At 61.8% G+C, this 17,050-nt stretch carries 15 protein-coding genes; 5 read left to right on the top strand and 10 right to left on the bottom strand.

Translation table 11 applies throughout. The annotated features are described in order from the left end of the window. Nucleotides 1–16: 16 nt before the first annotated feature. Nucleotides 17–877: an archaetidylserine decarboxylase gene (gene asd / locus PSFL_RS18205; protein ID WP_057437374.1), complete on the top strand. Its 861-nt coding sequence runs from the start codon at nucleotides 17–19 to the stop codon at nucleotides 875–877. Nucleotides 878–1,003: 126 nt separating this feature from the next. Here asd and serB read toward each other — a convergent pair whose 3' ends face one another. Next, nucleotides 1,004–2,215, bottom strand: a complete 1,212-nt coding sequence (serB, locus tag PSFL_RS18200) for a phosphoserine phosphatase SerB (RefSeq protein ID WP_115127251.1) — start codon at nucleotides 2,213–2,215, stop codon at nucleotides 1,004–1,006. Nucleotides 2,216–2,348: 133 nt separating this feature from the next. Between serB and PSFL_RS18195 the strand changes: the two genes are divergently transcribed. After that, nucleotides 2,349–3,878 carry an AhpA/YtjB family protein gene (locus PSFL_RS18195; RefSeq protein ID WP_057437372.1) on the top strand — a complete coding sequence of 510 codons (1,530 nt, stop codon included), beginning with the start codon at nucleotides 2,349–2,351 and terminating at the stop codon, nucleotides 3,876–3,878. A gap of 163 nt (nucleotides 3,879–4,041) precedes the next feature. Here the strand turns inward: PSFL_RS18195 and PSFL_RS18190 are convergent, their stop codons facing one another. From PSFL_RS18190 to PSFL_RS18165, 6 genes are all read right to left on the bottom strand, one after another. Continuing rightward, nucleotides 4,042–4,749: a membrane integrity-associated transporter subunit PqiC gene (locus PSFL_RS18190; RefSeq protein ID WP_057444497.1), complete on the bottom strand. Its 708-nt coding sequence runs from the start codon at nucleotides 4,747–4,749 to the stop codon at nucleotides 4,042–4,044. 176 nt (nucleotides 4,750–4,925) lie between these two features. Continuing rightward, a complete protein-coding gene (gene parC, locus PSFL_RS18185) occupies nucleotides 4,926–7,190 on the bottom strand; it encodes a DNA topoisomerase IV subunit A (RefSeq protein ID WP_057437367.1) in 2,265 nt (754 codons plus the stop codon). Between the two features lie 10 nt (nucleotides 7,191–7,200). Next, the gene (locus tag PSFL_RS18180; RefSeq protein WP_057437365.1) at nucleotides 7,201–7,722 is read right to left on the bottom strand and encodes a TIGR02281 family clan AA aspartic protease; all 522 of its coding nucleotides are present in this window, start codon (nucleotides 7,720–7,722) and stop codon (nucleotides 7,201–7,203) included. Further along, complete coding sequence (locus PSFL_RS18175) at nucleotides 7,719–8,714, bottom strand: esterase-like activity of phytase family protein (RefSeq protein ID WP_170059978.1); 996 nt, start codon at nucleotides 8,712–8,714, stop codon at nucleotides 7,719–7,721. The genes PSFL_RS18180 and PSFL_RS18175 overlap by 4 nt, the downstream gene beginning before the upstream one ends. Beyond that, entirely contained in the window at nucleotides 8,714–10,618 is a 1,905-nt protein-coding gene (gene parE, locus PSFL_RS18170; protein ID WP_057437361.1) for a DNA topoisomerase IV subunit B, read from the bottom strand. The genes PSFL_RS18175 and parE overlap by 1 nt, the downstream gene beginning before the upstream one ends. Before the next feature lie 44 nt (nucleotides 10,619–10,662). Next, nucleotides 10,663–11,271 carry a YqiA/YcfP family alpha/beta fold hydrolase gene (locus tag PSFL_RS18165; RefSeq protein WP_057437354.1) on the bottom strand — a complete coding sequence of 203 codons (609 nt, stop codon included), beginning with the start codon at nucleotides 11,269–11,271 and terminating at the stop codon, nucleotides 10,663–10,665. Nucleotides 11,272–11,404: 133 nt separating this feature from the next. Here PSFL_RS18165 and PSFL_RS18160 point away from each other — a divergent pair, with 133 nt between their 5' ends. The 3 genes from PSFL_RS18160 (at nucleotide 11,405) to PSFL_RS18150 (ending at nucleotide 14,926) form a co-directional block, all read left to right on the top strand. Then, complete coding sequence (locus PSFL_RS18160) at nucleotides 11,405–12,295, top strand: LysR family transcriptional regulator (protein WP_397470350.1); 891 nt, start codon at nucleotides 11,405–11,407, stop codon at nucleotides 12,293–12,295. Between the two features lie 226 nt (nucleotides 12,296–12,521). Beyond that, complete coding sequence (locus tag PSFL_RS18155) at nucleotides 12,522–13,871, top strand: MFS transporter (RefSeq protein ID WP_315492230.1); 1,350 nt, start codon at nucleotides 12,522–12,524, stop codon at nucleotides 13,869–13,871. A gap of 71 nt (nucleotides 13,872–13,942) precedes the next feature. Next, nucleotides 13,943–14,926 (top strand): M14 family metallopeptidase, encoded by a 984-nt coding sequence (locus PSFL_RS18150; RefSeq protein WP_397470349.1) that lies wholly within the window; start codon nucleotides 13,943–13,945, stop codon nucleotides 14,924–14,926. Between the two features lies 1 nt (nucleotide 14,927). Here the strand turns inward: PSFL_RS18150 and cpdA are convergent, their stop codons facing one another. The 3 genes from cpdA to PSFL_RS18135 form a co-directional block, all read right to left on the bottom strand. After that, on the bottom strand, nucleotides 14,928–15,743 hold the full coding sequence (gene cpdA, locus PSFL_RS18145) for a 3',5'-cyclic-AMP phosphodiesterase (RefSeq protein ID WP_115127244.1): 816 nt from the start codon (nucleotides 15,741–15,743) through the stop codon (nucleotides 14,928–14,930). Nucleotides 15,744–15,841: 98 nt separating this feature from the next. After that, complete coding sequence (locus tag PSFL_RS18140; RefSeq protein ID WP_057437343.1) at nucleotides 15,842–16,291, bottom strand: DUF1249 domain-containing protein; 450 nt, start codon at nucleotides 16,289–16,291, stop codon at nucleotides 15,842–15,844. After that, a complete protein-coding gene (locus tag PSFL_RS18135) occupies nucleotides 16,282–16,899 on the bottom strand; it encodes an NUDIX domain-containing protein (protein WP_397470348.1) in 618 nt (205 codons plus the stop codon). The genes PSFL_RS18140 and PSFL_RS18135 overlap by 10 nt, the downstream gene beginning before the upstream one ends. Between the last annotated feature and the right edge of the window lie 151 nt (nucleotides 16,900–17,050).

Below are 17,050 nucleotides of genomic sequence, written 5' to 3'. Positions count from 1 at the left end.
GGTTTAAGGACAGTTCATGAAAAAGCGTTTGTTTATCCTCAGCCAGTACCTGCTGCCCCACCACCTGCTGTCGCGCCTGGCCGGCTGCATTGCCGAATGCCGTGTGCGCTGGTTTAAAAATGCCTTCACCACCTGGTTCGCCAAGCGCTACCAGGTGGATATGTCCCAGGCCCTGGTAGAAGACGTGACCGCTTACGAGCACTTCAACGCCTTCTTCACCCGTGCCCTGAAAGACGGCGCCCGCCCCCTGGACCCAACCCCAGGCGCGGTGCTGAGCCCGGCAGACGGCGCGGTCAGCCAGCTCGGCCCGATCGAGCACGGCCGCGTGTTCCAGGCCAAGGGCCACAGTTTCAGCGTGCTGGAACTGCTCGGTGGCGACGCCGCCGTTGCCGCACCGTTCATGGGTGGCGACTTTGCCACCATTTACCTGTCGCCGAAGGACTACCACCGCGTGCACATGCCACTGGCCGGCACCCTGCGGGAAATGGTCTACGTGCCTGGGCGGATTTTCTCGGTCAACCAGACCACGGCCGAAAACGTGCCGGAGTTGTTTGCGCGTAACGAGCGTGTGGTTTGCCTGTTCGACACCGAGCGCGGCCCGATGGCCGTGGTATTGGTGGGCGCGATGATTGTCGCGTCGATTGAAACCGTATGGGCCGGCCTGGTAACGCCGCCCAAGCGCGAGCTGAAAACCGTGCGCTACGACGAAGCCGCCCGTGCGCCGATCCACCTGGAAAAAGGTGCGGAACTGGGGCGTTTCAAGCTGGGTTCGACCGCTATCGTGCTGTTTGGGCCGGATCAGGTGAAGTGGGCTGAAGAACTGGTGGCGGGAACGCCGGTGCAGATGGGCCAGGGTATCGCGCTGCCAAAAGCCTGATCCGAATACAGCGAAAATCAAATGTGGGAGCGGGCTTGCTCGCGAAAGCGGTGTGACACCTTAGTTGACTGACACACCGCCTTCGCGAGCAAGCCCGCTCCCACATTTTTGACCGCGCTCCTGTCGTTATTGACCGTCGCGGTCACGCAGCCCCAACAGATACAACACACCATCCAGCCCCAAGGTCGAAATCGCCTGCTTGGCCGACTGTTTGACCAGCGGCTTGGCCCGGAACGCCACGCCCAACCCCGCAATAGCCAGCATCGGCAGGTCGTTAGCGCCGTCGCCGACCGCAATGGTCTGCTCCAGACGCAAACCTTCCTTGTGTGCCAGCTCCTTGAGCAAGTCAGCCTTGCGTTGCGCATCGACAATCGGTTCGACCGCCACGCCCGTCACCTTGCCATCCACCACTTCCAGCTCGTTGGCGAACACGTAGTCGATGCCCAGCTTGGCCTGCAATTGCTTGGCGAAGTAGGTAAAGCCGCCCGAGAGGATCGCGGTCTTGTAGCCCAGGCGCTTGAGTTCGGCGAACAGGGTTTCGGCACCTTCGGTCAAGCGCAGGGAGGCGCCGATGGAGTCGAGGACGCTGACGTCCAGGCCCTTGAGCAATGCCAGGCGCTCCTTGAAGCTGGCGCGAAAATCCAGCTCGCCGGCCATGGCGCGCTCGGTGATCGCCGAGACTTGCTCGCCCACACCTGCGGCCTTGGCCAACTCGTCGATAACTTCGGCTTCGATCAGAGTCGAGTCCATGTCGAACACCGCCAGGCGCCGGTTACGACGGAACAGCGAATCTTCCTGGAAGGCGATATCCACGTTCAGTTCCTGGGCCACGCTGAGGAACTCGGCGCGCAAGGCTTGCGGGTCAGCCGGCTCACCGCGTACGGAGAACTCGATGCAGCCCTTGCCCTGGTCCGCCGGGGTGTCCAGGGGCATGCGACCCGACAGACGGTCGATATGGTCGATATTCAAGCCATATTGCGCAGTGATCGAGCTGACCCGCTGCAATTGTTCAGCGGTGACCTTGCGCGTCAGCAGGGTGACGATGTGGCGTTTCTTGCCTTGGCCGGCCACCCAGTGCTGGTAATCCGCTTCGGATACCGGGGTGAAACGCACCTGCTGGTCCAGCTTATAGGCGGTAAACAGGATGTCCTTGAGCACAGACGACGCCTGTTCGGTATCTGGAATCTCCACCAGGATGCCGAACGACAGGGTGTCGTGGATCACGGCCTGGCCGATGTCGAGAATGGTCACGCCACCCTGGGCCAGAACACCGGTAATGGCTGCGGTAAGACCCGGACGGTCAACACCGGTGATGTTAATCAGGACAATTTCGCGCAAAGCGCACCCCCGAGCTGGAAAAAAACCGCATTCTACCCACTTTCAGTGACCATCGGGCACAGCCAGCGCTTTGCCGGTCTTGGGCCTGTCGCTATACTGCGCGTCAACTTCACGGACCAAGAGCCGAGCGCAAGTGAACCGGCCCACGCCAGTAAAAACCGATAACTTCTTCCTGCTGATCTTCCGGGCACTGCGCCACCGCCGTGTACCGATCGCATTACGCATCGCCAGCCATAACGTGATCCTGGTCGCCCTGGCCCTGGTGATCTACGCCTGCGTGATGGGTTTGCAGTTCAAACAGGCCATGCACGAGCAAGCCGACGCCCTGGGCGAGAGCTTGACGACCCAGACCGCCACCTCGGCGACCGAGCTGTTGGTGTCCAACGACATCCTCAGTCTCAACGTGCTGCTCAACAACCTGACCAAGAACCCGCTGGTGGCCCATGCGGCCATCTACAGCGTGGACAACCGGATCATGGCCGAAGCCGGGCAACGCCCGAAAAACGGCCTGCTGGGTGAGGCCGAAGGCCTGTACCAGAGCAATATCACGTTTCAGGATGTGAAAGCCGGCCAATTGCGCATCAGCCTGGACATGCAACAGTTCCAGCAGCCGATGACCATCAGCCTGCAAAGCATGGGCATCCTCAGCGCGATCCTGCTGGCCTTGGCCCTGGCCTTGAGCCTGCGCCTGGGCCGGCATATCTCCACGCCGCTGATGCAATTGCGCATCTGGCTGCGCGATATCGACGAACACACCCCGGCCACCGACCGCCAGGATGAGATCGGCGACCTTGCCCGCCAGTTGCACACCAGCTTTGCCCCGGAGCCGGTCATACCTGAAGCCAAGCCCGAGCCGGAGTTCGACGACACCGACTATGACGACGAACCCGAGTTCGAAGTGCGCAACCTGCGCGATCCGAGCTTCGACGAGTCGACGCCGATGGCTGGCCTCAAGCCGGCACCGCGTACGGCCATCAAGGCCGAAGAAGACAGCCTGGACGATGACGATCCGTTTGCCGACCTGCGTGACGAGTCGGCGCCAAGCCCGGTGGTGGCGCCCCGGCCTGCGAGCAGCCAGCCCCAGCACAGCGCGGTATTGGCCGTGCAATTGGGCGCCCAGGAGCAATTGCGCCGCCTGCCACGGGCACGCTTGACCGAGTTGCTGGAACGCTACCGCGACTGTCTGGACCAGGCGGCCTCGCTGTACCAGAGCGAACTGCACACCCTGAACGACGGCAGCACGTTGATGCTGTTTCACAGCGAAGACAGCGGCGAAGACTACCTGACCAATGCCATCTGCTGCGGTGAACTGCTGCGCGCCCTGGGTCATGCCTTGCAGATCGAAGTCGCCGACAGCGGCATCACCCTGCAACTGCAACTGGGCCTGACATTGGGCGATGATCTGTATGGCATGAGCCAGATTGATCTGCTGCTGACCGAAAACGCCCAGGACGCCCTGGCCTTGTCGCAACACAGCCGCAACCTGCTGCTGGTGGAGCGCAAGATCAGCGACGACGCCTTGATCCGCCAACGCGCACGTATCCGCCCGATTGCCAGCCCTGAAGGCGCGTGCTGTGTAGAGCGCCTGATGGAGCCTTACCCGTCGATGCTGGAACGTCAGTTGGCACGGATGCATGAGACCCGCAACAAGCCAGCAATGTGACACAGGCTTGTGTGGGAGCGGGCTTGCCCGCGATAGCGCTGGATCAGTCATCAGGTGTCGACTGACACTGCGCTATCGCGGGCAAGCCCGCTCCCACATTGGATCTGCGCCAAACAAAAAGGCCCGCTTACTCAGCGGGCCTTTTATTTGGCTGCGATTCAGGTCAGAACCTGAACACTTCCATATCCGTACGAATCGGCGATGCCATCGGGATCTTGGGCTTTTCCGGGGCTGCCGGCTTGGCCGGCGCCGGGGCCTGCTTGCGCGGGGCCTCGGCAATCGGTGGCTGGTTGGCCAATGGCTTGAGGGCAACCGACAACTGCTCAGCCAAACGCTGCAACAACACGCCCTGGGCCTGGACCTGGGAAGCGGTGCTACCGGCATGCTGCTCCTGCAGATGCACGATGCGGTTGTCCCGCACCTGGCCACGGCGGTCGATCAGGCGCCATTGCGCGTCAAGGATGGCCGGCTGCGAAGCCCCGGAGTCCAGACGCGTAATGGTCAGCAACACCTGCACATCCGGCGTGAAGCTGGTGGGCGCCGGCGACAGCACCACACGCTGGCTGTCCAGATGGCCGGCCACCTGGCGCAGCATCAACTGGTTGATATCCGAAGACAGGCTACCGGCCCAACGGCCGTCGATGGAGCCTTGCAGGCTGCCATCGTCCTGGCGTTGCAGCAGGGTTTCACGTTGCAGGTAATCGGCAACCACGACCGGCCCGAGCAAGACCGCCATGCCAGCACTTTGCGCAGGCTGCGCCGGATTTCCGCTATCCAGCTGGTACAGCGACACCGGTTGGTGCGTAGTGCAACCCGCCAACCCCAAAAGGCCAGCGAGCATCAAAAATAAAGGAAGGCGTGGAGCAGTCATCATCCCATCCAGGTGGCTGCCACAAGGCAAACCACAATGTAATACTAAAAATAACCTATACGCGCTCAGCCACGCCGGCGCTGGAAAGGCCATATCATCCGTGAATATGCGCCATGACTCCAGCGCGAAAGCGCCGATCTACGCGTTAAATCGTAGATCGGGCGCTCTATATCGCTTTAAGCAGGTGTTTCTACCAGCAAAGCATCCACCCGCTGGAAGCCACGGGGCAATTTGTTCCCGCGGCGTCCACGTTCACCCTTGTAATGCTCAAGGTCATCAGGGCGCAGGGACAGCGTACGTTTACCGGCCTGCAGCACCAGGGTAGAGCCTTCCGGGATCACCGCGATGTCGGTCACGTACTCTTCGCGACTGGCCACCCGCTCCCCTGGGATACCAATGATCTTGTTGCCCTTGCCCTTGCCCAACTGCGGCAGGTCGCTGATCTTGAACACCAGCAAACGCCCCTCGGTGGTCACCGAGGCCAGCCAATTGCCTTCACGGTCCTCGACCGGACGCGGCAGGATCACCTTGGCGTTGTTCGGCAGGCTCAACAGCGCCTTGCCCGCCTTGTTCTTGGCCTGCAAATCCTCGCCCTTGACCACGAAACCGTAGCCGGCGTCAGAGGCGATGACGTACAGCGAGTCATCATCGGGCAGCAATACACACTCAAAACTTGCCCCTGGCGGCGGCGCCAGGCGGCCGGTCAACGGCTCACCCTGGCCCCGTGCAGATGGCAGGGTATGGGCCGGCACCGAATAACTGCGCCCGGTAGAGTCGATAAACACCGCGAACTGGTTGGAACGCCCGGCTGCGGCGGTCTTGAACCCATCGCCGGCTTTGTACGACAAGCCAGTGGCATCAATATCATGCCCCTTGGCGGAACGAACCCAACCCTTTTCCGACAGAACGACGGTAATTTTCTCGTTGGGCAACAGCTCGGTTTCGGTCAGGGCCTTGGCTTCGGCACGCTCGACAATCGGCGAGCGGCGGTCGTCGCCATAGGTTTCGGCATCTTTGATCAATTCGCTGCGCACCAACTTCTTGAGCTTGGCTTCGCTGCCCAGCAGGGCTTGCAGCTTGGCTTGTTCCTTGAGCAGCGCGTCCTGTTCGTCGCGCAGCTTCATCTCTTCCAGGCGCGCCAACTGACGCAGGCGGGTGTCGAGGATGTAGTCCGCCTGGATCTCACTCAGCTCGAAACGCGCGATCAGCTCGGCTTTCGGGTGCTCGGCGGTGCGGATGATGTGGATCACTTCATCCAGGTTGAGATAGGCGATCAGCAAGCCGTCCAACAGGTGCAGGCGACGCTCGACCTTGTCCAGGCGGAACTGCAGGCGGCGGCGCACGGTATTGACCCGGAACTCCAGCCACTCCACCAGCAGGTTGCGCAGGTTTTTCAGCTGCGGCTTGCCGTCCAGGCCAATGATGTTGACGTTGACCCGGTAGCTGGACTCCAGCTCGGTGCTGGCAAACAGATGCTGCATCAGCACTTCGTGATCGACCCGGCTATTGGTCGGGATGATCACGATGCGGCAAGGGTTCTCGTGGTCGGACTCGTCACGCAGGTCCGCCACTTGCGGCAGCTTCGACGGTTTGGCCTGCATCAGCGCGGCAATCTGTTCCAGCACCTTGGCGCCGGAGACCTGGTGCGGCAAGGCGGTGACGATGATGTCGCCATCTTCGATGTGGTACACCGCACGCATGCGCACCGAGCCCTTGCCGGTCTCGTACATTTTCAGCAGGTCGGCACGCGGCGTGATGATTTCCGCTTCGGTCGGGTAATCCGGGCCCTGGATATGCTCACACAGTTGCTCAACCGTGGCCTTGGGCTCATCGAGCAGGCGCACGCAGGCAGTGGCGACTTCACGCAGGTTGTGCGGTGGCACATCAGTGGCCATGCCCACGGCAATGCCGGTGGTGCCGTTGAGCAGGATATTGGGCAGGCGCGCCGGCAATACCAATGGCTCGTCGAGGGTGCCGTCGAAGTTCGGGCCCCAGTCTGCCGTGCCCTGGCCCAGCTCGCTGAGCAGCACTTCGGAGTAACGCGACAGCCGCGCCTCGGTATAACGCATGGCGGCGAACGACTTGGGATCATCCGGCGCACCCCAGTTGCCCTGGCCATCGACCAGGGTGTAGCGGTAGCTGAACGGCTGGGCCATCAGCACCATGGCTTCGTAGCACGCCGAGTCGCCGTGGGGGTGGAACTTGCCGAGCACGTCACCGACGGTACGCGCCGACTTCTTGTGCTTGGAGTCCGCGTCCAGGCCCAACTCACTCATGGCGTAGATAATGCGCCGCTGTACCGGTTTCAGGCCGTCGCCGATATGCGGCAAGGCACGGTCCATGATCACGTACATGGAGTAGTTGAGGTAGGCATTTTCGGTGAAGTCAGCCAGCGACCGGCGTTCTACGCCGTCTAAGCTGTCTGCAAGGATGTCACTCATGCGGGCCTCATCATTGTCTGGTCTGGCGTAGCAGCAAGGTGCCGCCACGCTGGGTAAATTCAAGTTGTTTCAATGCGCTCATGCCCAACAGCACTTGCTCGCCACCCAGCCCCGGCGCCACCAGGGCGCGCACGTCCTGCAGGACGATATCGCCCAACTGCAGGCGGTCGAGGTGGGTGCGATAGCCCTGGCTGCGGCCGTTGGCGGTGCTCAAGGTCACCGGCAAACCGCGCTTGAGCCCCAGGCGTTCGGCCAACTCGGCCGGCACCGCCACATCGGTGGCGCCGGTATCGAGCATGAAATCCACCGGCTGGCCGTTGATCTGGCCAGTGGCGACGAAATGCCCCTGGCCGTTGCCGACCAGTTTCACTTCGATATAACCCTCGTGTTGCTGTGAGGTGACCACGGCATTGGGGTTTTCCTGCCGCGCCTCCCATTGCCCGAAAAACCGCGTGGCCAGAAACAGTCCGGCCCCCCAGGCCACGAACATCAACACCCGCCCGGCACGCTTGCCCGGTGGTTGCGCACTCAAGGCTGGGCGCTCCAGCCACCGGCCGGGGCGGCAAAACGATAGACCATCGGGCGTTTTTCAGCATCGGCCCGAGCGCCGAAATTATTGTCGATGCCAATCCAGGCGCCGTCGGCGTCAATCAACAGGGCTTCCGCCAGGCCGTAGCTCTGGGAGTAACGTCGATTTGGCACCAGGGCCTCATCGGCATACGACCAACACAACTCGACCTTGGCCGTCACGCTGTCGCGCCGGCAGATCTGGAACGCGTTGCGCTCCAGGGTAAACAGCTTGCCGTTGAACAACGCCAGGTCGGCAAAGTCCTTGGACACCGCCTTGGCCCCCGGAAACTGCGCCGGTTGCATTTCCTGGCCGGCTTCGCTCAACAGTACGCATGGGCCATCACAATCCCAAACGCTTTGCCCGCGCTTGATCGAGATCAGCCCGCGCCGCTCACGCTCGGCTGCCAGCCAGATCTGGTTGCCCTCGGGGTTGACCGCCAAGCCCTCAAACAAGGCATTGAAGTGCAACAACAGGCCACTGGCCCGCGCCTCGCGGACCATGCCAGGGGCAATCTTCAGCCACTCGGGATCACCGCTTGCCGGCACCTGCAGCACGGCCGCATGGGCTTCGCTGACGATATAGCGATTACCCGCGGCGTCACAGCTGATGCCTTCAAAATCCAGGTCGCCGCCGCGAATCACCGACGCCGCCGTGGTGCGTGCGCGCAAGCCCCAGGGCAGGCCAGACTCGGGCACCGGCGGCACGTTGATCGTTACCGTCTCGGCCTGCCAGGTGTCGGCGCGGGTATCGAGGCGGTAGATCTGGTCGTCGTCGCGGTCAGAGACCGTCCACAAGTCCTTGCCACACAAGGCCAGGCCCGACAGGTTGCCGCCGCGCATGCCGTCTACCGGGTGTTCGGACAACAACTTGAGTTCGGCCGCAGGTTGGGCAACCACTGAGGTAGCTGCCAACCCGCTCAACAACAGTATCGCCAGGGCGAAACCGCTGCGCATCAGCCCAATACCTCGGCCAGGTTGCCTTTGGACTCCAGCCAGGCCTTGCGGTCGCCGGCGCGCTTCTTGGCCAGCAACATGTCCATCATTTCCGAAGTGGCGGCATAGTCTTCGAGGGTCAACTGCACCAGGCGCCGGGTGTTCGGGTCCATGGTGGTTTCGCGCAGTTGCGGCGGATTCATTTCACCCAGGCCCTTGAATCGGGTGACTTGTGGCTTGCCGCGCTTCTTCTCGGCCACCAGGCGGTCGAGGATGCCGTCGCGTTCGGCCTCGTCCAGGGCGTAGAAGATTTCTTTGCCCAGGTCGATGCGGTACAGCGGCGGCATGGCCACGTAGACGTGACCGGCATCCACCAGCGGGCGGAAATGCTGGACGAACAGTGCGCAGAGCAACGTGGCAATGTGCAGACCATCGGAGTCGGCGTCGGCCAGGATGCAGATCTTGCCGTAGCGCAACTGGCTCATGTCCTCGGCGCCTGGATCGACGCCAATGGCCACGGCGATGTTGTGCACTTCCTGGCTGGCCAGGACTTCGCTGCCATCGACTTCCCAGGTGTTGAGGATCTTGCCGCGCAACGGCAGGATCGCCTGGAATTCCTTGTCCCGCGCCTGTTTGGCCGAACCACCGGCGGAATCACCTTCGACCAGGAACAGTTCGGAGCGCATCGGGTCCTGGCCGGCGCAGTCCGCCAGCTTGCCGGGCAATGCCGGGCCCTGGGTAATGCGCTTGCGCTCGACCTTTTTGCTGGCCTTGAGGCGACGGCCGGCGTTGTTGATCGCCAGCTCCGCCAGGGCCAGGCCCAGTTCCGGGTGCTCGTTGAGCCACAGGCTGAACGCATCCTTGACCACGCCCGAGACAAACGCCGCGGCCTCGCGGGACGACAGGCGTTCCTTGGTCTGGCCGGAGAATTGCGGCTCCTGCATTTTCATCGACAGCACAAAGGCGATGCGTTCCCAGACGTCTTCCGGCGCCAGCTTCACACCGCGCGGCAACAGGCTGCGGTATTCGCAGAATTCGCGCATGGCATCCAGCAAGCCCTGGCGCAGACCGTTGACGTGGGTACCGCCCTGGGCGGTGGGGATCAGGTTGACGTAGCTTTCCTGGACGCTGTCGCCACCTTCAGGCAACCACAGCAAGGCCCAGTCCACGGCCTCCTTGTTACCTGCCAGGCTGCCGCAGAACGGCTCGTTGGGCAGGCGTTCGAACTCGCTGACCGAGTCTTCGAGGTAGGAGCGCAGGCCGTCTTCGTAGTGCCACTCGACCTTTTCGCCGGTGCCTTTGTCTTCAAAACTGACCAGCAAGCCCGGGCACAGCACGGCCTTGGCCTTGAGTACGTGCTTGAGGCGGCTGATGGAGAATTTCGGGGAATCAAAGTATTTCGGGTCCGGCGCGAAGTACACGCTGGTCCCGGTATTGCGCTTGCCGACCGTGCCGACCACTTCCAGCTCGGTGGCCTTGTAGCCATCGGCGAAGGTCATCTGGTATTCGTTGCCGTCGCGCTTGACCTTGACCCGCACCTGCGTGGACAAGGCGTTGACCACGGAAATACCCACACCGTGCAAGCCGCCGGAAAACTGGTAGTTCTTGTTGGAGAACTTGCCGCCCGCGTGCAGCTTGGTGAGGATCAGCTCGACACCCGACACGCCCTCTTCCGGGTGGATGTCCACCGGCATACCGCGCCCGTCGTCGGACACTTCCAGGGAATGGTCGGCGTGCAGGATGACCTGGACCGACTTGGCATGCCCGGCCAAGGCTTCGTCGACGCTGTTGTCGATGACTTCCTGGGCAAGGTGGTTCGGCCGACTGGTGTCGGTGTACATGCCGGGGCGTTTGCGCACCGGGTCGAGGCCCGAGAGGACTTCGATGGCGTCGGCGTTATAAGAGCTAGCGCTGGGAGTGGCCATGGGGTCTCGTCGTGAGTCGTTCGATTAAAAAGTAACCTGCGCTTTCACAATGCGGTGAAATCGAAGGATTGGTACTGATCTGCGCCAATGCCGGCAAAACTCAACAGCGCCGGCAACTGTCGGCCAAAGCCCTGGTAACCGTGGTCGCCGCCAGCCTGGATACGCAAGGCACAGGCCCGGTAATACTGCTCGGCGAGGCGATAATCCAGTGTTTCGTCCCCGGTCTGCAACCACACCTGATAGCGCTGGGCATCCTGGGGCGCTGCAACCTCAAGCTCAGCCAGGGCCGCGACGTGATCGTGGGTCAGTTCCCAGGTTTCATCGGTGTAGAGGTTCTTCTGGGTGCCCAGGTAACCGTCGAACATGCGATGGGGGCTGACAGCCGGGTTGACCAACAGCGCCTTGAGGCCATGGTGTTCGGCAAGATGGGTTGCATAGTAGCCGCCGAGTGAGCTGCCGACCAGCAGCGGCCGCCCCAGCTCGCCGATCGCCTGCTCCAGCTGGACCATCGCCTGGCGCGGGTGATGATGCAAGGCCGGCACCCGCAATTGGTCGGCCAGACCGAGACTGTCCATCACGCCCATCAGCAAGCTGGCCTTGGTCGAGGCCGGCGCACTGTTGAAACCGTGGATATACAAGATCGAAGCGGACATGCAGGGCTCTCCGTGCGTTATCAGCCAAAGGGGCGCAGTTTACAGGGAACGCGGGGGTTGTGGGTGCAGCCCATCGCCGCTGGCGGTACTATCGCTGACGCCGCGTTGATGAGCCGCCAGGCAGGAAAACCGCATGCAACTAGAATGGCTTGAGGATTTTATCGAACTGGCCCGCACCCGCAGCCTGTCGCGGGCCGCCGAAAATCGCTGTGTCACGCACCCGGCGTTCGGCCGACGTATCCGCGCCCTGGAAGAATGGGTCGGTACACCCTTGATCGAGCGCAAACAGCCCCTGTCACTGACGCCTTGCGGCGTGCTGTTCCTGGACGCCGCGACACAATCATTGCAACTGCTGACCACTGTCAGGGCGCAATTCAAAGGCACCACCCTGAGCCGCGACGAGCCTGTGCGCATCGCCACCGGCCGGACCCTGGCCAGCGATTTTTTCCCGGACTGGTACGAGTCATTGCACCAGCGCCTGGGCAATTTTGCAGTGTCATTGGTCACCAGCGGGGCGCAAGAAGCGATCAGCAAGCTGTCCGCCGGTGAGGTCGACCTGCTGTTGAGCTTTTCCAGCCCATTGACCCAGACACTGCTGGGCGCGGAGCGTTGCGACTCCCGGGTACTGGCCAATGAGGAACTGTTGCCGGTCAGTGCGCCGGACGCCAATGGCCTGCCGCGCCAGCAGATCTGCACCGCGCCCTGCGCCATGAGCATCCCCTGGCTGGCCTTTTCTCCGTCCCTGGCACTGCGCGGCGTGCTGGCCCAGCACCTTGAGCGGCTGCCACAGCACCTGGCGCTGCGCATGGTCTACCAGGCGGACTCTTATGACGCCATCCTGGAAATGGCCAAGCGTGGCAGAGGCCTGGCATGGCTGCCGCGCATGGTGGTCAAGGATGCGCTGGCCTCGGGCGAGTTGCTGATTGCAGGCGGCCTCGAGTTTCACGTCGCCTTCGACGTCTCGCTGCATCGCCTGCACGCCAACCAGAGCGAAATGGTCATGAAGATCTGGGAAGGTCTGTGAACCTGTCGTTGCGCCAACAGCGTTTGCGATCATAGCTTCTAGCATTGCATCAACTCCAAGATGCGTAAAACCCAATGCCTGTCGGCCCCGTGCCAAAACAGCTCAAACCTGTGCCGAAACGGCAATTGCTGTTCGTGCGCACTTGATTCAATTTCACCCGGGCTTTCACCCATAACAATTAATGCCTTCGATCTCGTCAGGCCGCGCTGCGGTTCGGCGAATCCGAATGCCAACTGTGAAACAGACCCGGTGCACACCCATGACAGTCCCATCATCCGTCTTATCATCGGCACAGGCTCCAACCCAGCGAGGTCCATGGAAGGAGATCGTCGCTGCCAGTGTCGGTAACGCCTTGGAGTTTTATGATTTGCTGATCTACGGCTATTTCGCAGTAGTGATCAGCAAACAGTTTTTCCCATCCGATAACGAAACCACCTCACTGCTGCTGGCCGTAGGCTCGTTTGGCATTTCCTTCCTGATGCGCCCCCTGGGCGCCATCGTGCTCGGCTCCTACACCGACAGGGCCGGGCGAAAGGCATCGTTAACGATGTCGATCATGATCATGCTGATCGGCACCGCAATGATTACCTTCGCCCCGACCTATGAGCAGATCGGCTTGGCAGCGCCGCTGTTGATCATCGTTGCGCGCATGCTCCAGGGCTTTTCTACGGGCGGTGAGTTTGGTGCGGCGACCGCATTCATGGTCGAGCACGCCGATGCCAAACGCCGTGGCTTCTTTGCCAGCTGGCAATTGTCGACCCAGGGGCTGGCGACCGTACTGGCCGCGGGTGTCAGTGCAATCCTCAGCTATGTGCTGTCGGATGTGCAGTTGAACGACTGGGGTTGGCGTGTGGCCTTCGGCTTCGGCCTGCTGATCGGGCCGGTGGGTTTCTACATTCGCACGCAAATCGATGAAACCCCGGACTTCAAGAAAACCGCCGCCAGCACAAAGGTGAAGACGCCGCTGCGCGATGTGTTGGTCAAAGGGCACGTCAGCCTGTTGCTGGCTATCGGCGTGGTGGCCGGGGCCACAGCATTCAACTATGTGCACAAGCTGTACATGCCCATTTATGCACTTAAACAACTGAACATCACCGCCACCTCTTCGTATCTCGGGGCGCTGATGACTGGCGTGACCCTGATGTTGATGGCCCCGGTATTTGGTGGCTTATCCGATCGCTACGGACGCTTTCGGGTACTGACAATCGCCTTGCTGCTTACCGGGTTTTCGTCCTATCCGATGTTCGCCCTGCTCAACGCCTTCCCCAGCTTTTCTACGCTGCTGACCGTGCAGGCGATTGTCGGGTTGTTGATCGCTGCCTGCCTGGGGCCCATCCCGGCAATGCTTGCCGATATTTTCCCAACCAGCATTCGCGGGACCGGCCTGGCGCTGAGCTACAACTTTTCCGTCACCCTGTTTGGTGGTTTTGCGCCCTTGATCGTGACGTGGATGATCGACGCCAGCGGTAGCAAGCTGGCCCCTAGCTTTTATGTCATGGCGACCATTCTGATCAGCGTACTGGCGATTATCTGCCTGGGCCGACGCATGCGCGGCACCCACCCCGCTGCCCATTAAACAAACCCTTCTTGCTTGTCGCGCGCCAAGCCCGCGCGGCAAGTGCACACATCGGTCAGTCGGAGACTGAAATGAAAACCCTTGAGCAGGTTCGTGCAGCACTCAAACCCTACCCCGTGGAGGTCCAGTTCCCTGATCTGAGCCAATGGAAAACCGGTAACTGCGGGATCGACTACATCCACAGCTTCGACAGCGGCACGCCAGGGCCCCATGTGCTGATCATGGCGCTGACCCATGGCAATGAAGTCAGCGGCGCAATCGCGGTGGACGCCCTGTTGCGCAGCGGGGTGCGCCCGCGCCAGGGGCGATTGTCACTGGGCTTTGCCAACATACAGGCCTATCAACGCTTCGACCCACAGGACATTGATGCGACCCGCTTTATTGACGAGGACATGAACCGCGTCTGGCTGCCATCAACCCTCGACGGCCCGCGCGACTCCGCCGAATTGCGCCGCGCCCGGGAGCTGCGCCCGCTGATCGACAGCGTCGATTTGCTGCTCGATATCCACTCAATGCACGAAGAATCACCGCCGCTGATGATGTGCGGTGCATGCGCCAAAGGCCTGGCGTTCGCCCAATCATTAGGCGTACCGGCAACCATCGTCGCAGACGCCGGCCACGCCAACGGCCGGCGCATGCGTGACTACGGCGGATTCGGCGATGCCGCCAGCCCCAATAATGCGCTGCTGATCGAGACCGGCCAGCACTTTTCGAAAACCAGTGAACGGGTCGCCCTCGACGTCGCGGCCCGCTTCCTGATTGCGACTCAGGCAGTCGCCGAGGCGGATGTGGCGACGTTTCTCAGCCAGGAAAAACCTGCAGCCCAGCAATGTTTACAAGTCACCGACCCAGTGATCGCCCACAGCATGGACTTCAGTTTCACCGATGACTTTCGTGGCCTGGAACGGATCAGCCACGCTGGCACGGTGATCGCCCGGGATGCCCAGCGCGAAATCGTCACGCCGTATGACAACTGCGTGTTGATTCAGCCTTCGCTGCGGCATCTGGGGCAAGGCGTTACGGTGGTGAGGTTAGCGCGGGACCACCGTCAATAGATCAGTAGCCATTGCTGGCGTAATCGACGGTGAAGGCAAACCCCTGGACCCGCTCTACGCCTGTTTCCAAGCGTCCATCGGCATGCAAACGCAGCCAGCGATAGCCAGGGGCCTGTTCGCTGACGTTGAAATCCTCACTGCCCGGGGTGAACTGGATACAGGTCGACGGCGACGCCAGCAGGCGCACGCCATGGCGTTCACGGTCGATTTCCTGGTGCACATGCCCCCACAGCACCGCCCGTACCTGGGGAAACCGGTCGAGGACGGCGAACAGCGCCTCAGGGTTACGCAGGCCAATCGGCTCCATCCAGGCACAGCCGATAGGCACGGGGTGATGATGGAAGCACACCAGGTGATGGCGGCCCGGTGCTTCGCTCAACGCCTGGGCCAAGAGCTGCAGTTGCACATCCGCCAGATAACCCGGCACCGAGCCCGGCACGGCGGAGTCCAGCATAATGACCCGCCAGTTGCCCACATCCACCACCGGCTCCAGCAACGCACTGCCCATGGTGGCCTCGGCCATGACCTGCGGCTCATCGTGGTTGCCCGGGATCCAGCGCGCCGGGGCCCCGACCTGCTGGCTCAGTTCGCGAAACAGCTGGTAGGACGCAAGCGTGCCGTCCTGGGACAGGTCGCCGGTGGCCAGCAGCAAATCAATCTGCGGCTGCTGGGCGCGGACCAGGTCAATCACCCGCTGCAGGCTGTCACGGGTGTTCATGCCCAGCAGCGTGCCGTCGGCCTCGGCAAACAGGTGGCTGTCAGACAGTTGCACCAGCAACGCCGGCGCATCAGGGTTCACGATGGATACGCTCGGCAAGGCGTTCTCCCAGGGCGATCACGAAAAATGGACAATGGGCGCAATTATGCTGGGGCAGGATACAAAGAGGAAACCCGTGAAGCAGACGCAGTTCACATCTACCGCACGACTTCAAACTCATGGCCCAACGCCAGGCAATGGCTCAACCACTCGCCGAGAAACACATTGAGCTGGGCTTTCTCATCGGGCTGGTGCATGAACACATTGGGGTAAGGATAGATGCTGCGAAAGCGCCGTGCATGTTCGGCGCTGACTACTTCGGCCATCTGTGCATCGTGATACACCTGCACTTCCAACTGCGGCACCGGCAGCCACGGCAGGCTGTGCTCCTGGCGCACCCGCAGGGTGCTGGTGTACGGGCAGGTGAGGATCACTTCCAGGTTCAACACGCCGAGCATCTGGTCGCCGTGGGTCACGGCGATCCGGCGCGCTTCGGGCGCGTGGCGCATGTCCGGCAACAGGCGCATCAGCCGCGCGTAGTTGGCCTCGCAAGCGGCTTGCAAGCCGATCAGATCAACCCGGTAGCGTTCCCGTACCTTTACTGCCATAGCCCCCTCACTTCCGCGCGATTAAGCGCAAGCCATTGCAGGGCGATAATGCTGGCTGCGTTGGAAATTTTACCGTCGCGTACCGCTTGCAGGGCATCTTCAAAAGCCCAGACGGTGACACGGATATCTTCTGCCTCCTCGGCCAGGCCATGGATACCGCCGGCACCGGCACTGTCGCAACGCCCCAAAAACAGGTGGACGAATTCGGTGCTGCCACCCGGCGAGGGGAAGTATTTGGTGATCGGCCACAGCGCGGAGAAGGTCAGCCCAGCTTCCTCTTCGGCTTCGCGGTGTGCAACCTCCTCCGGTTGCTCGTTCTTGTCGATCAGGCCGGCCACCATTTCCACCAGCCAGGGGTTGTCGGTGCGCCCCATGGCGCCCACACGAAATTGCTCGATCAACACCACTTCATCGCGCTGTGGGTCGTAGGGCAGTACACACACGGCATCGTGGCGTACAAAAATCTCACGGTTGATAACCGGGCTCATGCCGCCATCGAACAACTCGTGACGCAGTTGCACGCGATCGAGCTTGTAGAAGCCGCTGTAGGCATTGTCGCGCTGAACCTCTTCGAATCTGGTCGGCGTCGATTTCGCACTGTCGGTCATATCAACCCTCGTTTAATCCAGTGTGTGTCTTAGCATCGCGCCATCCTACAGCGCTCGCGCGCCTCGGTGCAGCCCCTTTGCGGTTGCCGGGACGGGCGGCGGCGGTCACACTCACTGTAATCAGCTTAGTGGCGAACTGACTGGGATGCCG

It is taken from the genome of Pseudomonas sp. DD1 (assembly GCF_044510355.1).
Lineage (GTDB): Bacteria > Pseudomonadota > Gammaproteobacteria > Pseudomonadales > Pseudomonadaceae > Aquipseudomonas > Aquipseudomonas shahriarae.
This window is presented reverse-complemented; position numbering and strand designations above follow the sequence as displayed.

Excerpts from the sequence above, each read along its gene's own strand:
- PSFL_RS18140 (WP_057437343.1), bottom strand. The coding sequence starts at position 16,291 with ATGGCAGTAAAGGTACGGGAACGCTACCGGGTTGATCTGATCGGCTTG.
- parC (WP_057437367.1), bottom strand. The coding sequence starts at position 7,190 with ATGAGTGACATCCTTGCAGACAGCTTAGACGGCGTAGAACGCCGGTCG.
- PSFL_RS18155 (WP_315492230.1), top strand. The coding sequence starts at position 12,522 with ATGCCAACTGTGAAACAGACCCGGTGCACACCCATGACAGTCCCATCA.
- parE (WP_057437361.1), bottom strand. The coding sequence starts at position 10,618 with ATGGCCACTCCCAGCGCTAGCTCTTATAACGCCGACGCCATCGAAGTC.
- PSFL_RS18135 (WP_397470348.1), bottom strand. The coding sequence starts at position 16,899 with ATGACCGACAGTGCGAAATCGACGCCGACCAGATTCGAAGAGGTTCAG.
- PSFL_RS18160 (WP_397470350.1), top strand. The coding sequence starts at position 11,405 with ATGCAACTAGAATGGCTTGAGGATTTTATCGAACTGGCCCGCACCCGC.
- PSFL_RS18165 (WP_057437354.1), bottom strand. The coding sequence starts at position 11,271 with ATGTCCGCTTCGATCTTGTATATCCACGGTTTCAACAGTGCGCCGGCC.
- PSFL_RS18175 (WP_170059978.1), bottom strand. The coding sequence starts at position 8,714 with ATGCGCAGCGGTTTCGCCCTGGCGATACTGTTGTTGAGCGGGTTGGCA.
- asd (WP_057437374.1), top strand. The coding sequence starts at position 17 with ATGAAAAAGCGTTTGTTTATCCTCAGCCAGTACCTGCTGCCCCACCAC.
- PSFL_RS18190 (WP_057444497.1), bottom strand. The coding sequence starts at position 4,749 with ATGACTGCTCCACGCCTTCCTTTATTTTTGATGCTCGCTGGCCTTTTG.
- PSFL_RS18150 (WP_397470349.1), top strand. The coding sequence starts at position 13,943 with ATGAAAACCCTTGAGCAGGTTCGTGCAGCACTCAAACCCTACCCCGTG.